Raw genomic sequence first — 19,515 nt, forward strand, 5'->3', positions numbered from 1 at the left:
GTGACGGCATCGGTAGCCGCCGATACTGCACTCAACAACCCTCCCGCGGCGACCGAGGCCAAGCTGCTGCAGGCGGGTGTCGGCGGCAACTGGCTCATCCAGGTGTGGGGAAGCGTCGGGTTCAATCAAGAGCGTGGCTGGTACCAGGACGGCAAGGTCAAGATCGAGTCGATCTCCGTCGTCTCAGTGAAGACCACCGGGGAGCAACCAGAGGTACTCCTCCGTGTCTGCCAGGACGCATCCAAGGTCTCACTCCGGTACCTCGCAACACGCAAGCCCGTACCTGTCGGCCCAGGGACGGACGGACGAAGCAAGGTGCAGGCAAAACTGGTCTTCGCGCCACCAGCTGGTCAATCCAAGAAGATGTGGTTCCTCGTCGATCAGCAGGACGCCGGAACATGCTGAAATCTTTGCTGAGACCCGTTGCCAGCCTCCTCATGGGTGCGTTAATTCTGACAACTCTTGTCGCTGCAGAGACAGCATCGGCCGGAAACAAGAAACTGCCACCTAAGCCAGATGGCGACTACATTCCATTTTGTTTGCCGAAAGGCCCCTGTTGGTGGGTCCTACGCACCGTGGTGCAGAAGCCAAAGGAGTCGACGAAGCCAGGAAAGAAGCCCGCCAAGTCGACCGTCAGGACACCGGAGCGCGTCTGCATGGACGGCGGCGCTTCGCGTGCATGTACGTCGCACCTTGGTAATTGGTCGAACGGCCAGCAGTGTTACCTACGGAGACTCGACCCGCAGCCGCCGAAGAGCGACCCCTCCTGGCAAGGCCACACCGACGGTGCTATCTGGACCTGTGTTCGCGAGCAAGGCACACGGTTTGTAACGCGGTGGATCTGGTTGCCCGGTAGGCCGGACACCGTGGTGGTCGACCCGGTGACACTGGTATACGAGGCAATCGGGGAAATGCACCTGGCTGCGCCACTCATCAAGACGGCGCCGGCTCCTGGTCAGATCGGCCTGGTAAACATGCCCGTCTGGTTATGGGTGACCAAGACGGAGAACACCTGGGGACCGATCGTTCGAAGTTCGAGCGTGCCAGGGTTGTCGGTGACAGTCACGGCTCAGGTGAAGGCGATTAACTGGTCGATGGGCGACGGTAAGACGGTTCGGTGTGAAGGGCCGGGGACGCCGTATGACAAGTCGATGGGTGTGAAGGCCTCGCCTACGTGCGGGCATCGGTATGTGAAAACGTCGCAGAAGTTGGCGAACTGCAAGTACCCGGTGACCGCGGTTGCGCAGTGGGACATCACCTGGCAGAGCACGTTGGGTGATAGCGGGCAGATCGCCATGACCCAGCAGGCGGCCACCCAGCTGCGCATCGGACAAGCGGTCCCAGTGCTCGTCGATCCGAACGGAGGCGATGCGGTCGCGCCGCGGGGCGCCGACTGCTGACCACAGGTCTTCGTGGTGCCACTGGACAGGCGCCCGTCGGGCCGGACCGACGTTCCAGCCGCCAAGGGGCCTCTCGTCGGCCAACCGAGTAGTCGTCCGCGGCAGCCGGGGTTGGGGACGTGGGGAGGATTGCCTACCCGATTCGGGACGAAACCCTCCCCAAGGTGGTCGAGTCTAGGTGCCCCGCCGTGACGCCCCCCGCCCCGCGGGAGCCCGCCGTTGGTCCTCTTTGTGAATCGGATTCGGTGCCGCCGACTCCGCGCCGTGCCGACGGTATGGGCGATCGCATCGCGGAGATCTCGGTCGATGGTTTGCTGCTGCGCTTATCCACAGGGGTCGCGAATGGGACGAGCACGGAATCCGCACGGCGAATACAATTCGGGACATGCTCGGACCAACGAGAGATGCGCGGATTTATCTGCTGGATGAGGATCAGCGGCAGATCGAGCCCGGGGGGCCGGCGGTGATCGGGCCTGACGGAGAGCGGATGGAGATTCCGCCGCTGGTGTATCGCGCGGTGTCGCATGTGCTCGAGGCGATGCAGGCGGGTCAGGCGGTCAAGGTTATGCCGTTCCGGCCGGAGTTGCCGATCGACGAGGCGGCTTATGCGATCGGGATGCGGCGCGACGATCTGCGGAAGCACGTCGCCGCAGGGGATATTCCGTTCCGGTCCTCGGAGTCCGTCGACTGGGTTCAGTTGGCGGACGTGATCCGGTGGGACAATGAGCGTCGCGCGCGGCGACGCGCGATCCTGGACGAGATGCTGGCTGACGATCCCGAGGACGGCGAGGCGTAGCGCCGTGACCGAGTCGTCCGACCGGCCAGACTCGCGGGAGACCGAGCACGCATTCCTGGACGCCAACGTGATCCGGGGACAACTGACGACCGACGTCTTGTTGTCGTTGGCAGAGCAGGACGTCTTCCAGCCCCGGTGGACTCGGAAAGTGATCGACGAGATGCGCCGGAACCGGCCTCCGGGAGTGTCCGAGAAGGCCATCGCCAGGCGCATCGCGATGATGAACGGCGCATTCGAGGACGCGATGACCGAAGCTCCGCCGCAGGAACTGCAGGATGAGATGCAGGCGGATCGAAAGGACAGGCACGTGCTGGCGGGTGCACTGCACAGTCGGTCGGACTTCCTTGTCACCGACAATGTCAAGGACTTCTTCCCGCCGTCGACGGGCCCGCACGCGATGCGGGTCGAGCAGCTGAACGAGGTCCTGATCCGCAAGCTCAACGAAGACCCCCAGCGGGTTCAGGCGGGCCTGCAAGAGATGGTGAACCACAATCGGCGGGAACCGCGGAGTATGCAGGCGTTGATCGACACGATGGCTGAGGGGCAGGAGCTTCGGGGGTTGCTCAGAGGCTGAATACTCTGGTGCCCCCGGTGCAGCGTGGGAGTTCGGCGGTGTTGTGGGCGCCTCTGCGGGGGTCTGCGCAGTATGCCGCGTTCGAGGGGGTGGCTGGGCCTGGTACGCCGCACGCTCCGGCCACGGCCCCTGAGGCGCGGAAGGCCGGCGATTCGAAGTCGGCTGAGCGGGTGATGGGCACCGAGCAGGACAACTGAGTCAGCTCGCTCCGGACGTCAGGTCTAGGTGGCGTAGGGAGCGGAGTTGGTTTTCTTGGTGGTAGGTGAAGAAGGCGGCTATCAGGCCGGTGGATTCTCGGCGGGTTCGGGGGTCGGCTTGGAGGGCGGTGGGCCAGTCTCCGGTGAGGAGGGCGGCCAGGTGGGTGACGGTGGCGAGGGACGGCATGGCTGAGGCGGGTGGGCGGCAGGTGGTGCAGACCATGCCGCCGGCGGCGGGGTTGAAGGCGCGGTGGGGGCCGGGTTCGCCGCAGCGGGCGCAGTCGTCGAAGGACGGGGCGTAGCCGGAGATCGCCAGTGAGCGCAGCAGGAACGAGTCGAGGACGAGGGCCGGTTCGCGTTCGCCGGTGGACAGGACGCGCAGGGCGCCGGCCAGGAGCAGGTGGTGCTGGGTGGCGGGTTCCTTCTCCTCGACGACGAGGCGGTCGGCGGTCTCGAGGAGGACGGTGCCGGCGGTGTAGCGGGCGTAGTCGTTGACGATGCCTTCGCCGTACGCCGAGATCGACTCGGCCTGCGTGACCACATCCAACGTCCGCCCGGTCGCGAGCTGCAGGTCAACGTGGCTGAACGGCTCGAGCCGGGCGCCGAAGCGTGACGACGTCCGCCGGACGCCCTTGGCGACCGCGCGGACCTTGCCGTTGGCACGGGTCAGCAGCGTGGCGATCCGGTCCGCCTCACCCAGTTTCTGGGTGCGCAGCACGATCGCCTGATCCCGGTAGAGCGGCACGACGTCAGTGTCTCACCCGCGACCGACATACTCCTCGAGGCCGACCGGCTGACGTCCGGTGATGTCGGCGACAGCGGTCGAGACGTGCCCCATCTCACCGCTGGCGATGGCCGCGTACGACGTGACCCACCCGGCCACTTCCCACGGGGCCGCACCGAAGGACTCGCGGGACCGATAGGCCTCGTCGAGCGTCTCGGCCTCGTATCGCACCTTGCGCCCCCAGGCCTCCGTCAGCACAGCCGCCGCCTCGGCCAGCGTGAACGCCGACGGTCCGGTGAGGTCGTAGGTGGCACCGGAGTGCTCGTCGGTGGAGACAGCAGCACCAGAGAGAGCGGACTCGGCCGTGAGGAGTACTGATGCCGCCACCGCGGCTACGTCGTCGCGGGCGACAGCGGCGGCTCGCCCGTCGCCCGCCGGCCCGCGGATCACGTCATCCGAACCCACGAACCCAGGCACAAAGTCGAGGTACAGGTTGTCCCGCAGAAACGTGAAGTCGACCCCAGTCGACCGGATGTGCTCCTCGGTGTGCCAATGGTCCCGCGCAAACGTGAACGTCGCACCCGCAGCCGCCCCGACGAACGACGTGTACACGATCCGCTGCACCCCCGCAGCCACCGCCGCGTCGACCGTTGCCTTGTGCAACGCCACTCGATCCGCCGACTCCGTTGCACTCAGCAACATCAGTACGTCGACCCCGTCCAGGGCCGACAGCAACGCCGCGTGCTCGCCGTACGCCGCCTGCGCGACAGAGGCACCCGGTACCGACGGAGCCCGTGCCGGATCCCGCACAATCAACCGCAGCGGTACGTCGGTCAATCGTGCGACGATCCGGGACCCGAGCTGTCCGGTCGAACCGGTGACGCCGATCACTTGCCCACCAGGTCCATCCCGCCTTGGGTGTACCGCTGCCCGGCCACCGCGTCCGGCGGGAACGCCTCGTCCAGCGCCGCCAGCTCGTCAGCGCTCAACGAAACGTCAACCGCGCCGAGGTTCTCCGCGAGGTACGAACGCCGCTTCGTCCCCGGGATCGGCGCCACGTCATTGCCCTGCGCAAGCAACCAGGCGAGCGCCAGCTGCCCCGGCGTCACGCCCTTCGCCACAGCCAGCGACTGCACCTGCGCGACCAGGTCCAGGTTCCGCTGGAAGTTCTCGCCCTGGAACCGCGGCAACCCGCGCCGCATGTCATCTTCAGGGAAGTCAGCCGGCGACTTGATCTGCCCGGTGAGGAACCCGCGCCCGAGCGGGCTGAACGGCACGAACCCGATCCCGAGCTCACGCAGCGTCGGCAGTACGACGGTCTCCGGGTCCCGTGTCCACAGCGACCACTCGCTCTGGACGGCGGTGATCGGGTGTACGGCGTGGGCCGCGCGCACCGTCTCCCCGTTCACCTCGGACAGCCCGAGGTACCGCACCTTCCCGGCCTCGACCGCAGCGGCCATCGCCCCGACCGTCTCCTCGATCGGCACCTGCGGGTCACGACGGTGCAGGTACCACAGGTCGACATGGTCCACGCCGAGCCGGCGCAGCGAGGCATCCAGGGCCTGAGCAGCGTACGCAGGCGAACCGTCGACGACGGACGGCAACGCGGAGGCCGACGCCGGGCGCTTGAAGCCGAACTTCGTCGCGAGCACCACCTGGTCGCGGCGGCCGGCCAGCCCGCGGCCGACGAGTTCCTCGTTCTCACCGTCGCCGTACACATCGGCGGTGTCGATGAAGGTGCAGCCCGCGTCGATGGCGGCGTGCAGCGTCGCGATGGACTCGGAGTCGTCGGCGCGGACGCCGTACGACTGGGACATCCCCATGCAGCCGAGGCCGAGGGCCGAAACGGTTAGGTCACCGAGCTGGGATTCACGCATACCCCGAACCTACCGCCGCGGCCTGCCCGGCGGGGCAATGGGCCGGATTTCAGCCCGGACAACGGCTATTGGACGAGGGCAGGCTCAGCTGGGTACGCCGGCTGTAGGTCCGGCCCGACCAATACGGGGTCGAGCTGGATCCTGGTGACACCGAGCGGCGCGAGCGTCTCGCGCAAGGCCTCCTCGGTCAGGCGCATCCATTCCTGCCGTGGCCCGGACGCGACGCGCAGGTTCGCGAGGGTGGTGAACGCGATGCCGACCCGGCAGCCGTCGGGCAGCCGCCCCATCTGCGGCGCAGCGATGTCTCCAACGGAGTGGACGGGGACGAACCAGTCAGTGGTATGCCGAGGCTTCACACCTCGAAGCTAGGCGTTCTCGTTGCCCGGAGCTCCTTTTCTTGCAGAGTTCGCACAGGTCTCTTACAGGCCGAGCGGAGTGGTCGGTGGTCCGCTCGCCAGCACCTGCCGGAGCAGGTCCGGAAGGTTGCGAGGGGCGAACCGCTCACCGTGCTCGGCTAGTTCGGCCGGCGTCCACCACCGCATGTCGTGGACGTTTTCGGCGCGGAGCTCCTCGGCAGTCAGCGTGCCGGCCGGTGTGAAGTGGTCCGTGCGGATCAGGAAGTAGTCGTTGAGAACGCCGTCGTACCCGGTTGCGTGGCCTTCGGCAACTACTTCCTCGTGCCAGAGGTGCGGCGGGTCGGCGAAGTCTCGCAGGCCGACCTCCTCGACGAGTTCGCGCCGCAGACCCTCGACCACGGTCTCGCCGGCCTCCAGACCGCCGCCCGGTGTCGCCCACAGCGGCCCGTCGTCGAACTCGAAGCGGACCAGCAGGATCCGGTCGTCAGGGTCGACGATGACGCCACGGGCCGCCGGGCGGAGGCTGGGCAGGCGGAGCTCCAGTTCGCGGTGCTGCTCGACGGCACGGAAACCGAAGCGGGTGTTGACCTTGCGCATCGGGGCGTTGGTCAGCGCCGTCCACGTGTGCAGGAAGCGTTGCGTCGTACGGTGTTTCGCCAGTTGCTCGAGGTTGGCGAGCTTCAAGAACGTGCCGAGGTTGTGGCCGCGATGCTCCCGCAGGACCAGCGTGTCGTCCTGCTGGGCGTTCTCGGCGTCGGCCCGCGGCAGGTAGATCAGCGTGTAGCCGGCCGGTTCACCGTCAAGAGTGTGCGCCATCGTCACCAGCGCGAGGTAGTTCCGGTCGATCCGCGCCTCGCTCGCCTCGAGCTTCTCGACGGTCCACGGCACGACCTCACGCGTCATGCCACCGGTCGGTACGTCGAGATCCATCGCGGTGTGCAGGTCGGCGTACGCCTGCTGATGTTCCGGCGGGCACAACCCTGCCCACGACGTCAGCCGGTACCCGTCGAGCCGGCCCGCGGACGAGCGCAGGTCCTCCAGCCGCAGGTCGTCGTACGGCAGCGGTACGACGAGATGCTCCTCGACGTGCTCCACCTGGAACCCGAGCCGCTCTGCGAACGCGGCACCCGGCGACGAATCTGCGGGTACGCCGAGCTCAGCCTGGACGATCGTCCTGCCGAGTTGCGTCGAGCGGGTTACGGCCCACTGCCACAGCGCCGTACCGATCCCCCGCCGCCGATGCGCCGGCGGTACGTCGATCTCGACCTCGACCGTGTCGAGGTTGTCGGTCAGCCGGTACTCGAACAGCATCCCGCCGAGCACCCGGTCGTCCTCGAACGCGCCGACCGCGATCCGCTGCTTGAGCGGACCCGGGTTGCGCAGCGAGTACCCGAGGGCCTCAACTCCGGTCACCAGCGCGGCCTCCCGTCCGGCGACCGCGCCGGCCCGGAAGGCGTCGTACCACTCGTCGAACAAGGCCAGGTCGGCCGGGTCGATCTCGCGAACACTGATCACCCGGCCGACCCAACCAAACAATCGGGTCAGAACGCCAGTTGTTAAACCGGTGCGACCTTGCCCGAGTACATGCCCATGATGACGAAGTTGTCCGCGTACGGCGCGTTCTTCAGGATCGGGTCGTCGTCGGCCGGGAACTTCGCCACCCGGGTGCCCTCGAGCGCGGGGTTGTTACCGTAGCGCTCCCAGAGCGGGATGATCGGCAGCAGTTCGTTGAACGCCATCGCCGCGGCGGTGATGTTCTTCTTCTGCTCGTCGACGTTCAGGCCCTGGGCGGACTTGTCCACCACGGACTGCAGGTCGATCGGACCCGCCGACGTGGTCTGCTTGAGCGGGAAGTTCATGCCCTTGCCGCCGGAGTTCGCCGCGATCACGTAGTTGAACGTGTACAGGTCCTGGACGAACGCGAAGTACGGGTGCGGGTGGCTCGACGCGCCCCAGCCCTGGATCGCGATGTCGAACTTGCCGGCCAGGACGTCCGGGTTCAGCTGGGTGAAGGTGATACCCCGCTTGGTGATGTTGAACCCGAACTTGTTCAGCTGGTCGGCCGCGTTGGTGGCGGCCGGGTTCCAGTCGGCGAACTCGGTCGGGAACTTGATGTCGTAGGCGGCCGGCTTGCCGTTCGGCAGCGTCCACTTGCCGCCGTTCTTCTTCCACCCGGCCTCGGTCAGCAGCGAGGTGGCCTTGGCCTCGTCCTTCTCGTACGCCTGCAGCTTCTTCTGGTCGGCGTCCGATACCCAGTCGGGCACGAGGATGTCGGAGAAGCCGGCCATGAACTTGCAGGGCTTGCCCGAGTCGCCGAGTGCGACGGTTCCGTTCTCGTTGCGGTCCAGGACGTAGGCGATCGCCTGCCGGACCTTGGCGTCGGCCAACTCCGGGTGAGCGGTGTAGTTGAACACCAGCGACGGACCCGAGTACACCGGCGGCCGGAGGATCCGGAACCCGCTGCCCAGCAGGGTCTTCTCGGTGGCCACCGCGAAACCGTGGGTGGCGTAGTCGACGTCCTTGTTCAGCACGACCGGGGAGATGTCCGAGGTCTCACCGTTGTACAGGACGACCTTGGTGAAGCCGATCTTGTCGGCGAACAGGCCCTTGTCATTCTTGACCAGCGACATCTGCGCGTTGGTCATGCTCTTCACGTCGAAGTTGAACGGGCCGGAGACGACCGGGTTCTCCGGACGGAACTTCTGGAAGTCGCCGTTCAGCTTCTTGCCCTCGGCGCTGTCCAGGCTGGTCTTGGCCTTGCGCATGGTCTCGGCCTTGGTCGCCCACTCACCGTAGACCGAGTCCGGCAGGATGCCGGCACGGAGGATGTAGCGCTCCAGCACGGTGGACGGCGTACCGATGGTGAACACCACGGTGGTGTCGTCCTTGGCGCTGACGTCGGACAGGAACGTCCAGTCCTGCTGGCGCAGCAGCCAGCGCAGGTTGAACGTCGACACGACGTCCTTCGCGGTCACCGGCTTGTCGTCGCTCCATTTCAGCCCGGAGCGCAGCTTCAGGGTGTAGGTCTTGGTCGCCTCGTCCAGCGTGCCGGACTCGGCCATCATCCATTCCCACTTCTTGTCGGCCCAGTAGTACATGCCGGCAGACGGGTAGACGAGGTCGAAGTACGGGCTGTTGCTGGCCTGGATGCCGTCGGTGACACCGGCTGCCAGGTTGAAGTGACCCTTGGGCGGCAACTGGTACGGGTACGCCCCGTGGAACTCCTTGTTGCCGGACTTGCCGCTGTCACCCCCGCTGGCGTTCGGCTTGCTCGGCGAACACGCCGTCACAGACCCGATGCCGGCCGCGCCGACACCGGCGATACCGAAGATCTGGAGCACGTGCCGGCGGGAAATCGCGTTGGTCAGGGCGCTCGCGCCCTTCCCGTTGGTGCCGGAATCGTTGGTGCCGGTGGGACTCATCCTTCGTCCTTTCTGGACTGACCACACACCTATGTGGGTCAGTTACTACTTACTGGTGGGACTAACTACCGCCCTCGCGTTTTTCCCGGCGCCGGGTGATGACCACCCCGACGACGACCACCAGGCCCAGTAGCAGGCCCAAACACAAGGTGAACAAGGTGACGACGAACTCCGGGGTGCCCGGCGTCAGGGTGAGTAGCAGGACTCCGCTGGCCAGCACCAGGAACGCCGCCCAGCTGAGCGCCATCCGGCCGATCTGCGACGACATCAGGCCCTCGGTTCATCCGACCGTGCCTCATCGTCGAGAGCGGCCACGCCGTCCCGCGCGACCACGTGGCACGCGGCGGACTGGCCGGACCGGATCGTGACGAGCTCGGGGACCGCCCCGTCGCACAGCCCGTCCTCGAACAGCGGGCAGCGCGGATGGAACGTGCACCCGGACGGCAGGTGCGCCAGGCTCGGAATCTCCAGGCTGCGCAGGGACTCGCGGCCCTTGGTCTTGGTCAGGTCCGGGTCGGGCTCGGGGATCGCGTCGATCAGCGCCCGGGTGTACGGGTGCGTAGGCGCGTTGATGATCTTCGGCGTCGGCCCGAACTCCACGATCCGGCCGAGGTACATCACCGCGGTCTTGCCGTGCCAGCCGAAGTACTTCGCGATCGCCAGGTCGTGGGTGATGAACAGGAACCCGACGCCGAGGTCGTCGCGCAGCCGGCCGAGCATCGCGAGCACGCTGATCCGGATCGACACGTCCAGCATCGACGTCGACTCGTCGGCGATGATCAGCTTCGGGTCCAGCGTCAGCGCCCGGGCGACGGCGACCCGCTGCCGCTGACCGCCGGACAGCTGGTGCGGGTACTTCGACAGGTAGTTCTCGGCCGGGGTCAGATCGACCTTGGTGAGGAGCTCGACTGCCTTCTCTGCGGCTGCCTTCTTGCTCTTCACCACTCCGTGCTTGAGCAGCGGGGCGGTGATCGTCTGCAGGATCGTCCGCGTCGGGTTGAGCGAGGCGTACGGGTCCTGGTGGACGTACTGCACGCTGCGCCGGAAGGTGGCGAAGTCGTCCCGCTTCAACGACCAGATGTCGGTGCCGTCGAACGCGACCTCACCGCTGCTCGGCCTGGCGAGACCGGCCGCCATCCGGGCCGCCGTCGTCTTCCCGGAACCGCTCTCGCCGACCAGACAGAGAACCTCGCCGGGGTTGACCGACAGGTTGATGTTGTCGACCGCCCGGATCGGACCGGCCTTGGTGTGGAACACCTGGCTGACCCCGCCGAGCGTCATCAACGGCGCCCGGCCCGCGGTCTCGGGGGACTTCTCCAACGCGCTCATGATGCGTTCCCCAAGTCGCTTGGCACCTCGCGCTGGAGGTGCACGTCCTTCCAATGGATGCAGGCCGCCTCGTGCGCGTCACCCGGCTCGTCGGTGATCGGGAGCAACGGCGGGTCCTCTTCCTTGCACTCCTCGGTCGCGTACTTGCACCGGGGATTGAACGTACAACCCGGCGGGAGCGCGGCGAGGCTCGGCGGTCCGCCCGGGATCGACTCCATGTCCGGCAGGTCGCCGACGATCGGCGGCACGGCCTTGATCAGCCCGAGCGTGTACGGGTGCCGCGGCCGGTAGAACATATCCCGGACACCGCCGGTCTCGATGATGCGACCGGCGTACATGGTGGCGACCCGGTCCGCGAGCTCGGCGGCCAGCGACAGGTCGTGGGAGATGAAGATCATCGAGAACCCGAGCCGCTCGCGGACCTCGTGCAGGACGTCCACGACGGACCGCTGGGTGAGGATGTCGAGCGCGGTGGTCGGCTCGTCGAGGATCAGTACTTCGGGTTCGAGCAGCAGGCTCATCGCGATCAGCACGCGCTGCCGCATACCGCCGGACAGCTCGTGCGGGTAGCTGTCCATCACCCGGGACGGCTCGAGCCGCACCAGCCGGAGCAGCTCGCCGGCCCGGTCCTCGATCTCCTGCTTGGTGAACTTGGTGTGCGCGCGCATCGTGTCGTGCATGTGCGCGCGGATCTTGAGCACCGGGTTGAACGCGTTCATCGCGCCCTGGAACACCATCGCCGCGTCCCGCCAGCGGAACTGCCGCAGGTCCCGGCCGTCCAGGCCGAGGATGTCGATCTCGGTGCCGTCGCCGCGGTTGAAGGTCACCTGGCCGCTGGCGTGCCCGAGCCGCGGCAGCAACCGCAGCAGGCCGAGCCCGAGCGTCGTCTTGCCACAGCCGCTCTCGCCGACGAGTGCGACGCTCTCACCCGGAAACAGGTCGAGGTCGACACCGCGGACCGCCTGAACCGTCGCACCGGAACCGGTCCGGTACTCGACCTTGAAGTCCCGGATGGACAGCAGCGGCTTGCCCTCGCCGCCGCGCCTCGCACGGGTACTCGAAGAAGTAGTCGTCACAGTGCTCACCGGTCCCGGAGCCGCGGGTTGAGGATCTCTTCGAGGGATCTCGTCATCATCACCAGTCCGAGCAGCAGCAGGATGATCGCGACGATCGGGCTGAGGATCCAGGCCAGGCTCGCGTCGTTGAAGATGGCGCCGGCGATCCAGGCACGGTTGAGCATGATGCCCCAGTTCGCCCCACTCAGCGGCGCCAGCCCGAGCAGGTAGAAGCCGACCAGCTGGTAGATCGCGTTCGTCACGCCGATCATGAAGTTCATCAGGATGAAGCTGGCCATGTTCGGCAGGATCTCGACGAACACCACCCGCGCTGTCCCGAGGTCGAGCAGCCTGGCCGCCTCGACGAACTCTCGCTCCTTGAGGGAGAGGACCTGCGCCCGCACCGCCCGGGTCAGCACCGGCCAGGACAGGACGCCGACCAGCAACGCGAGCAGGATCGGCGAATCGAGCTTGAAGAACGCGCCGAGTACCGCGAGCAGGATGATCGGGGGGACCGTCAGGAAGACGTCGGCCACGGTGACCACCGCGGAGTCGACCCATCCGCCCAGGTAGGCGGCCAGCGATCCGAGCACGATCGCGATGGCCGTCGAGATCGCCGCGGCGAAGAATCCGACGAAGATGACGGTGCGGCCGCCGCCGATCATCTGGGCCAGGACGTCCTTGCCCTCGTTGTCGGTACCGAGCAGGTGGCCCGGGGAGCCGGCCGGAAGCAGGATCTCCTTGACGTTCGGCGCGATGTCGGGCGCGAAGAAGGGCCCGATCGCGGAGACCAGTACCAGCAACAGCACCACCACGAAGCCGATGAAACCCGCTGGACTGCGGCGCAGTGAGCTGAGGATGCCGGCGAACCGTGAGACGCCGGTCGTGCCGATCGAGGTGACCGGAATCGATGCTTCTGTCATCTCAGCTCACCCCTTGGCCTTGCCGCCGACCCGGATCCGCGGATCCAGGCGGCTGTAGAGGACGTCCGCGAGCAGGTTGGCCGCGACCACCGAGATCGTGACGACCAGGAAGATCCCCTGCAGCACCGGGTAGTCGCGGCCGTTGACCGCGTTGAAGAGGCTGAAGCCGATGCCCTGGTAGCCGAAGATCTTCTCCACGAAGATCGAGCCGCCGACCACGAATCCCAGCGACACCGCGAGCTGGCTGAACAGGGGCAGTACGGCGTTGCGTCCGACGTACCCGGACCGGATCCGGTTGTCCGACAGACCGCGCGCCCGGGCGACCGTCACGTAGTCCTCGCCGAGGGTCTCCACCGTGGACGACTTCATCACCAGCGCCCAGGAGCCGACCGTGGTCAGCGCGTAGGCGAGGATCGGCAGGAAGGCGTGGTAGAAGATGTCGTTCAGGAAGCTCAGGCTGAACGACGGCTCCACTCCTGCGGTGTACGAGCCGCGGGCCTCGGTCAGGTTGAACAGCTGCAGTTTCACGCCGAGGAAGACCACGATGAGGATCGCCAGGATGTAGTTCGGGATCGCGTGCAACAGCGAGCCGATCGACGTCAGCAGGTGGTCGATCCAACTCTCCCGGCGGTAGGCCATGATCATGCCGGCCACGATGCCGACGATGAAGCTGAAGACCGTCGCGACGCCGACCGAGAACAGCGTCCAGGGCAGGTAGGTCTTGATCACCTGCGCGACTGTGGTGCCCGGCGACAGCGTCGAGCTGCCGAAGTCGCCGTGCAGCAGGTTGACCATGTAGGTCGCGTACTGCGAGATCACCGGGGCGTCCGGATCGAGCGAGAACAGGTTCTTCGCCTGGGCGGCGGCCGCCTCGTACGAGATACCGGTCTGCGCGATCTGCGTCTGGATATAGGTGTCGACCGGGTTACCGGGCAACAATCTGACCAGGAAGAACGTGCCGGTGGTGACGATGAAGACCGTCAGGACCGCCTTGAAGAGTCTTCGGACCAGCCAGGCGTTGACAAAACGCCGAGCAGCCGAGGGTCTCGGTTCGACGACCGGTCCTTCGATCAGCTTCGCCGCGGACGTGTCGACCGCACCACTCACTGCTCACCTCCACGCGACTACCAGGGAAAGTCGGTGGCGCAGACCCTGATCAGCTCGACTTAGTAACACTGTCTTGCAAGGATCTGCGCATAGTGACGACAGTGTGCGCAACCTCAGTCACCGAGTCAACGACTTGAGGCAACGTTGAGACAACGTTGCGGACTGTGAGGTAACGGTATCGGGGAGTACAGGAATTGCCCGCCTCCGACACGGAGGCGGGCAACTCGGAGTGAAGATGAGAACGCTGTCAGCGCGTGGCGCGGTTGACAGCAGACACCACGGCCTTCAACGAAGCAGTGAGAATGTTGGCATCCCGGCCGACACCCCAGAACACGTCGTCGCCGACCTCGCATTCGACGTACGCCGCGGCCAGCGCGTCACCGCCCGCGGAGAGAGCGTGCTCGTGGTAGTCCAGCACCCGTACGTCGTACTTCAGCGGCTTGATCGCGTCCACGAAGGCCGACACCGGACCGTTGCCTTCACCAACCAACTCGTGCGGAACGCCGTTGGCATAGACCTGAACCCGGAGCTGGTCGCCCTGGCCCTCACCGGACGTCGAGTTGACGCTGAGCAGCGACAACGCGCCCGGCGCCAGGTACTCGGCCGCGAAGATGTCCCACATCTGCTGCGGGCCGACCTCGCCGCCCTCGTTGTCGGTGTGCTGCTGGATCACCCGGCTGAACTCGATCTGCAGCCGGCGCGGCAGGTCGAGCCGGTGCTCGGACTTCATGATGTACGCGACGCCGCCCTTGCCGGACTGCGAGTTCACCCGGATCACGGCCTCGTAGCTGCGGCCGACGTCCTTCGGGTCGATCGGCAGGTACGGCGCCTCCCAGGCGATGTCGCCGACCGGCTTGCCCTCGGCCGCGGCCTGCTTGTCCAGCGCCTCCAGGCCCTTCTTGATCGCGTCCTGGTGCGAGCCCGAGAAAGCGGTGTAGACCAGGTCACCGGCGTACGGCTGACGCTCGGGAACGCGCATCTGCGTGCAGTACTCGACGGTGCGGCGGATCTCGTCGATGTCGGAGAAGTCGATCTGCGGGTCGATGCCCTGGCTGAACAGGTTCATCCCCAGCGTGACCAGGTCGACGTTGCCGGTCCGCTCACCGTGGCCGAACAGGCAGCCCTCGACACGGTCCGCGCCGGCCATCAGCGCCAGCTCGGTGGCCGCCACCGCCGTACCGCGGTCGTTGTGCGGGTGCAGGCTGATCGTGCTGTGCTCGCGCCGGGTCAGGTTCCGGCCGAACCACTCGATCTGGTCGGCGTACACATTCGGGGTGCACATCTCGACGGTGGCCGGCAGGTTCAGGATGATCTCGCGGCCCTCGGCAGGCTGCCAGACGTCGCTGACCGCCTCGCACACCTCGAGCGCGAACTCCATCTCGGTGCCGGTGAAGATCTCCGGGCTGTACTGGTACCCGAACTCGCAGTCGCCGAGGATCTCGTCGGCGTACTTCATCACGGTCTCGGTGCCGCGGACCGCGATCGTGCGGCACTCGGCCTTGTCGACGTTGAACACGACCCGGCGGAACAGCGGCGCGGTCGCGTTGTAGAGGTGGATGGTGGCCTTCGGCGAGCCCTGCAGCGACTGCACGGTGCGCTCGATCAGCTCCTCGCGCGCCTGGGTCAGGACCGAGATCGTCACGTCGTCCGGGATCACGTCGTCCTCGATCAGGCTGCGGACGAAGTCGAAGTCGTACTGGCTGGCGCTCGGGAAACCGACCTCGATCTCCTTGTAGCCCATCTTCACCAGCAGGTCGAACATCCGCCGCTTGCGGGCCGGGGACATCGGCTCGACCAGCGCCTGGTTGCCGTCGCGGAGGTCGGTGGACAGCCAGCGCGGGGTGCGGTCGACAGACTTGGCCGGCCAGGTGCGGTCGGGCAGGTCGATCGGCGGGAACGCGCGGTACCGGTGGGTCGGCATACCGGACGGCTGCTGAACAGGCTTGGGCTGGTTCTTCGGTGCCACGGGGGTTCTCCTCGAGAAGCTGTCTACTGCACAGGGTCGCTGGACGACCGGCGTACGACGAAACCCCGCGGCGAGGGAACCGGCCTTGTCAGGCCTCGCCGCGGCAGCGAAGGAGGAGAAGCTGGTGCCGCATGATGCCAGGGAGTCTATGCACAACTCCCCCGGCCCGTCGAACCGGGGGTCTCGACCGGCGAGACACGGAGAGTTACGAGACGCTCGCTGAGGATGTGCTGAGGATCTGTGGCCGCGTGTCGCGGGGCGGCTCGGTGGCGGTGCGAGGATGGGCGGATGACGGCGCGAGTACTCGTGGTGGAGGACGCGGAACCGATCCGGACCGCCGTCGGGATCGCGCTGACCGAGGCCGGGTACGACGTACGGACGCGGCCGGACGGCGACGGGTTCGAGCGGGAGCTGGCGACGTACCGTCCGGATCTGGTGCTGCTGGATGTGATGCTGCCCGGGCGGGACGGGTTCGAGCTGCTGACGCTCGCGCGCGAGACGTCGAACGCCGGCGTGATCCTGCTGACCGCCCGCGACGCCGTCGGGGACCGCCTGCACGGGTTGCGCACCGGCGCGGACGACTACGTGGTCAAGCCGTTCGTCCTGGCCGAGCTGATCGCCCGCGTGGAGGCGGTGCTGCGCCGGATGGGACGGCTGCGAACCGTGCTGGCAGTGGGCGACCTCGAGGTGGACGTCGAGGCGCGAGCGGTACGCCGGGCCGGGACGGCGATCGAGCTGACGGCGACCGAGTTCAAGCTGCTCGCGTTCCTGGCCGGACGGGACGGCAAGGTGGTGGGCAAGACGCAGCTGCTGACGGCCGTCTGGGGGTACGACGACTACGCGGACAACCTGGTCGAGGTCTACGTGAGCGGCCTCCGCCGCAAACTGGAGGCGCACGGGCCGCGGCTGCTGCATACCGTCCGCGGGTCCGGGTACGTGCTCCGGGCATGTGACGGGCCATGAGAGGACTGCGGACCGGGTCGCTGCGCGTTCGCGTGACGATGACAGCGATCGCCGTACTGCTGGTCGTGCTGCCGATCACCGGGCTGACGGTGAAGGCGGTGTTCGACGCGCAGGCCGAGCGCAGCCTCGACTCGCTGCTGACCGGGCGGGCGCAACTGGCGCAACAGCTGGCCCGGCAGAACGTTGCTCCAGGCAACTTGGTACGCCGGGTCGATGCCGACGGCGTCCGGGTCACCCTGATCCTGCGGAACGGGCGCCAGCTGGGAGCGCCGCCGATCGACGCGGGCGGGACCGTGCGGCAGGTAAAGGCGACGCTGCAGGCCGGTCAGCAGACGAAGGGCGCGACGTTGATGCTGTCCGCCGACACCAGTTTGCTCGCCGACGCGAGCTCGCGGCTTCGTACGGTGCTGTTGCTCTCCGGCGCCGCTGCGATCCTGACCACCGCGCTCGCGTTGGTGATCGGCATGCGGTTCGCGCTGGCGCCGCTCGATGCGATGACCGGGTTGGCCCGCTCGATCGCGGCCGGACGCCGGGGCGGGCGGCTGCAACCTTCGCGTGCGGACACCGAACTCGGCCGCACAGCAACCGCGTTCGACGAGATGCTCGATGCGCTGGAGGGGGCCGAGGGCGCTGCGCGACGGTCGGAGGATCGGATGCGTGAGTTCGTCGCGGACGCCGCGCACGAACTGCGGACTCCGATCGCCGGTCTACAAACGGCCGCGGAAACGCTGATCCAGCTGGGTCCGCGGGCCGCTGCGAACCAGCGCGGTCAGCTCGAACTCCTGCTCGTGCGGGAGTCTCGCCGCGCCGGCACGCTGGTCTCCGACTTGCTGGAGCTGAGCCGGATCGATGCCGGCCTGCAACTGCATCTCACGCAGGTCGACCTCCGCCATCTCGCCGAGTCGCAGGCCGCTCGCATCCGGCTGGTCGCACCCGGCCTGAAGGTCCAGGTGGTCGGATCGGCGATCGTCACGGCCGACCCGGAGCGGTTGACCCAGGTCCTCGCCAACCTCGTCGACAACGCCCGTCAGGCCGGCGCTCAGGCGATCCGGATCACCGTCGACCCATCCGGCGTACTGGTCGAGGACGACGGTCCCGGAGTACCGCCGGAAGCTCGCGAGCGGATCTTCGAGCGCCTGGTCCACGGCCCGCACAGCAAAGGCGCAGGTCTCGGCCTGGCCATCGCCCGCGGCGTAGCCCGAGCCCACGGCGGAGACCTAACCGTCACCGACCGCTCCGACAACCACCGAGGCGCCGCCTTCCACCTCCACCTTCCACCACCCCCTGCCCCACCACCCCCTGCCCCACCACCTCCTGCCCCGCCACCCACCGCCTAACCCCACCACCAGCCCCACCCGATCCACCCTCTCCCGGCCCCACCCCGCCAGGGCCAGCCCAGCCATCCACCCGGCTCCTTCCAACCAGCAATCCGGCCGGATATCCCCTGGTGTTGTGGGTTCTCCCGTGGTGTGCGAGGGGAGAACCCACGACACCGACGGATATCCACTGGTGTGTGGCGGGAGGTTGGCGGGGTGGGACGCGAAGGAGGCGGGCGATGGTGCTGGTGCGGTGGTGGGGTCAGGCGCGGAGTAGACCGTTGATGGTGGTGGTGTGGTTGGCGAGGATTTGGGCGGGGTCGGCGCCTAGGACGTGGTGGAGGACTGTGGCGTAGACGTCGCGGAAGTCGGTGCCGGCTTTGAGATCGCCGTTGGAGAGGTCCGTCAGGCTGGGTTGGTTGCCGTAGAAGCCGCCGGCGACTTTCTCGCCGAGGACGAAGACCGGGCCGGCGGTGCCGTGGTCGGTGCCGTCGCTTCCGTTGGCCTGGACCCGGCGGCCGAACTCGGAGTACACCAGCACGACCGCGTTCTTCCCGCGGTCCGTCTTCTGCAAGCGCTGCACGAACGGCGTCAGCGCGCCGTCCAGCTCGGTCAGCAGCCGCTCCTGCGTCCCGCGCTCATCCGCGTGGGTGTCGAAGCCGCCCAGCGAGGCGGAATACGCCCGGGTCGGCACACCGGCCTCAATCAGCCCGGCGATCAGTTCGAGCTGCGCACCGAGCTGCGACGCACCGCCGGCGGACGCGCCCTTCGTGCGCTCCTCGTCGTCGTCCTCCTGGTCGTGCCCGCTCTTGATCGCCTTGCCCAGCACCTGCGTCGCGTTCTGCAGGTCCAGCACCGACTTGGCCGCCCGCGCCTGCCAGTGGCCCTCACCCGGGCTCGGCTTGCCCAGTGCGGCGTACGCCGTACCCAATGCACCGCCTGGCAAGGACAGTCCGCGCAACGGGAGTGAGGCGGCGGCCGTGGTCTCGCCGGCCAGGAGCGGCGGCAAGGTTGGTTCGACGGAGACGGCCCGCAGCGGGTCGGCACCGGTTGCGTCGAGCCAGCGGCCGAGCCAGCCGGTCGGGACCGGCGACTTGGGCGATGCCGTCTGCCAGATCGCCATCGACCGGAAATGGCTGCGATCCGGGTCCGGATAACCGACCCCGCGCACGATCGCGAGCCGCTTGTCGTCCCACAAGCCCTTGAGGCCCTTCATCCCCGGATTCAGGCCGAGCCCGTCGCCGAGATCGAGCACCTCGTTCGTCTGGTACGCGAGATCCGGCCGAGCCTTCTGGTACGCCGGGTCCGCCGCCGGGACGACCGTGTTGAGTCCGTCGTTCCCGCCGTACAAGGTGATGACGACGAGCACCGACTGGTCACTCGGCAACGGATCGTCGACGGCCGCTGCCATCAGGTCGGACCAGTTCACCTGGGTCGCCCCGGCTGCCAACGCACCGGCCGCCGTCACCCCACTGAGTGTCAGGAACCGTCGTCTCGTCAGATTGTCCAC

Annotated in this window: 19 protein-coding genes; 6 read left to right on the forward strand and 13 right to left on the reverse strand. The window is 67.4% G+C overall.

The features are described 5' to 3' along the window. The 4 genes from ACLJOO_RS17860 (at position 1) to ACLJOO_RS17875 (ending at position 2,770) form a co-directional block, all read left to right on the forward strand. Positions 1 to 405, forward strand: coding sequence for a hypothetical protein (locus ACLJOO_RS17860; protein ID WP_410788289.1), 405 nt, complete (start codon positions 1 to 3; stop codon positions 403 to 405). A gap of 461 nt (positions 406 to 866) precedes the next feature. Then, complete coding sequence (locus tag ACLJOO_RS17865) at positions 867 to 1,400, forward strand: hypothetical protein (protein WP_410788290.1); 534 nt, start codon at positions 867 to 869, stop codon at positions 1,398 to 1,400. A gap of 385 nt (positions 1,401 to 1,785) precedes the next feature. After that, positions 1,786 to 2,196: a hypothetical protein gene (locus ACLJOO_RS17870; protein ID WP_410788291.1), complete on the forward strand. Its 411-nt coding sequence runs from the start codon at positions 1,786 to 1,788 to the stop codon at positions 2,194 to 2,196. Continuing rightward, the gene (locus ACLJOO_RS17875) at positions 2,123 to 2,770 is read left to right on the forward strand and encodes a PIN domain-containing protein (protein ID WP_410788292.1); all 648 of its coding nucleotides are present in this window, start codon (positions 2,123 to 2,125) and stop codon (positions 2,768 to 2,770) included. Before ACLJOO_RS17870 ends, ACLJOO_RS17875 begins: the two co-directional genes overlap by 74 nt. A 198-nt stretch (positions 2,771 to 2,968) precedes the next feature. On the opposite strand, the gene recO is transcribed toward ACLJOO_RS17875, so the two are convergent. The 12 genes from recO to leuA form a co-directional block, all read right to left on the reverse strand. Next, a complete protein-coding gene (recO, locus tag ACLJOO_RS17880; protein ID WP_410788293.1) occupies positions 2,969 to 3,712 on the reverse strand; it encodes a DNA repair protein RecO in 744 nt (247 codons plus the stop codon). Positions 3,713 to 3,724: 12 nt separating this feature from the next. Beyond that, entirely contained in the window at positions 3,725 to 4,582 is an 858-nt protein-coding gene (locus tag ACLJOO_RS17885) for an NAD(P)H-binding protein (RefSeq protein ID WP_410788294.1), read from the reverse strand. Further along, a complete protein-coding gene (locus ACLJOO_RS17890; RefSeq protein ID WP_410788295.1) occupies positions 4,579 to 5,568 on the reverse strand; it encodes an aldo/keto reductase in 990 nt (329 codons plus the stop codon). The genes ACLJOO_RS17885 and ACLJOO_RS17890 overlap by 4 nt, the downstream gene beginning before the upstream one ends. A 65-nt stretch (positions 5,569 to 5,633) precedes the next feature. Continuing rightward, positions 5,634 to 5,924: an SAV_915 family protein gene (locus ACLJOO_RS17895; RefSeq protein ID WP_410788296.1), complete on the reverse strand. Its 291-nt coding sequence runs from the start codon at positions 5,922 to 5,924 to the stop codon at positions 5,634 to 5,636. Positions 5,925 to 5,987: 63 nt separating this feature from the next. Continuing rightward, complete coding sequence (locus tag ACLJOO_RS17900) at positions 5,988 to 7,439, reverse strand: GNAT family N-acetyltransferase (RefSeq protein ID WP_410788297.1); 1,452 nt, start codon at positions 7,437 to 7,439, stop codon at positions 5,988 to 5,990. A gap of 41 nt (positions 7,440 to 7,480) precedes the next feature. Then, complete coding sequence (locus ACLJOO_RS17905; RefSeq protein WP_410788298.1) at positions 7,481 to 9,346, reverse strand: ABC transporter substrate-binding protein; 1,866 nt, start codon at positions 9,344 to 9,346, stop codon at positions 7,481 to 7,483. Between the two features lie 61 nt (positions 9,347 to 9,407). Next, entirely contained in the window at positions 9,408 to 9,614 is a 207-nt protein-coding gene (locus ACLJOO_RS17910; RefSeq protein ID WP_410788299.1) for a hypothetical protein, read from the reverse strand. Further along, entirely contained in the window at positions 9,614 to 10,675 is a 1,062-nt protein-coding gene (locus tag ACLJOO_RS17915) for an ABC transporter ATP-binding protein (protein WP_410788300.1), read from the reverse strand. The genes ACLJOO_RS17910 and ACLJOO_RS17915 overlap by 1 nt, the downstream gene beginning before the upstream one ends. Then, positions 10,672 to 11,751: an ABC transporter ATP-binding protein gene (locus ACLJOO_RS17920; RefSeq protein ID WP_410788301.1), complete on the reverse strand. Its 1,080-nt coding sequence runs from the start codon at positions 11,749 to 11,751 to the stop codon at positions 10,672 to 10,674. Before ACLJOO_RS17920 ends, ACLJOO_RS17915 begins: the two co-directional genes overlap by 4 nt. A gap of 5 nt (positions 11,752 to 11,756) precedes the next feature. Then, positions 11,757 to 12,653, reverse strand: a complete 897-nt coding sequence (locus tag ACLJOO_RS17925; protein ID WP_410788302.1) for an ABC transporter permease — start codon at positions 12,651 to 12,653, stop codon at positions 11,757 to 11,759. A 6-nt stretch (positions 12,654 to 12,659) separates the two neighbouring features. Beyond that, positions 12,660 to 13,760, reverse strand: a complete 1,101-nt coding sequence (locus tag ACLJOO_RS17930) for an ABC transporter permease (protein ID WP_410788303.1) — start codon at positions 13,758 to 13,760, stop codon at positions 12,660 to 12,662. Between the two features lie 247 nt (positions 13,761 to 14,007). Then, the gene (gene leuA / locus ACLJOO_RS17935; RefSeq protein ID WP_410788688.1) at positions 14,008 to 15,681 is read right to left on the reverse strand and encodes a 2-isopropylmalate synthase; all 1,674 of its coding nucleotides are present in this window, start codon (positions 15,679 to 15,681) and stop codon (positions 14,008 to 14,010) included. Between the two features lie 333 nt (positions 15,682 to 16,014). Between leuA and ACLJOO_RS17940 the strand changes: the two genes are divergently transcribed. Further along, entirely contained in the window at positions 16,015 to 16,689 is a 675-nt protein-coding gene (locus tag ACLJOO_RS17940) for a response regulator transcription factor (RefSeq protein ID WP_410788304.1), read from the forward strand. Further along, entirely contained in the window at positions 16,686 to 18,026 is a 1,341-nt protein-coding gene (locus ACLJOO_RS17945; RefSeq protein ID WP_410788305.1) for an ATP-binding protein, read from the forward strand. Before ACLJOO_RS17940 ends, ACLJOO_RS17945 begins: the two co-directional genes overlap by 4 nt. A 241-nt stretch (positions 18,027 to 18,267) precedes the next feature. On the opposite strand, the gene ACLJOO_RS17950 is transcribed toward ACLJOO_RS17945, so the two are convergent. Next, the gene (locus tag ACLJOO_RS17950) at positions 18,268 to 19,515 is read right to left on the reverse strand and encodes a DUF1501 domain-containing protein (RefSeq protein WP_410788306.1); all 1,248 of its coding nucleotides are present in this window, start codon (positions 19,513 to 19,515) and stop codon (positions 18,268 to 18,270) included.

It is taken from the genome of Kribbella sp. C-35 (assembly GCF_046549195.1).
GTDB lineage: Bacteria > Actinomycetota > Actinomycetes > Propionibacteriales > Kribbellaceae > Kribbella.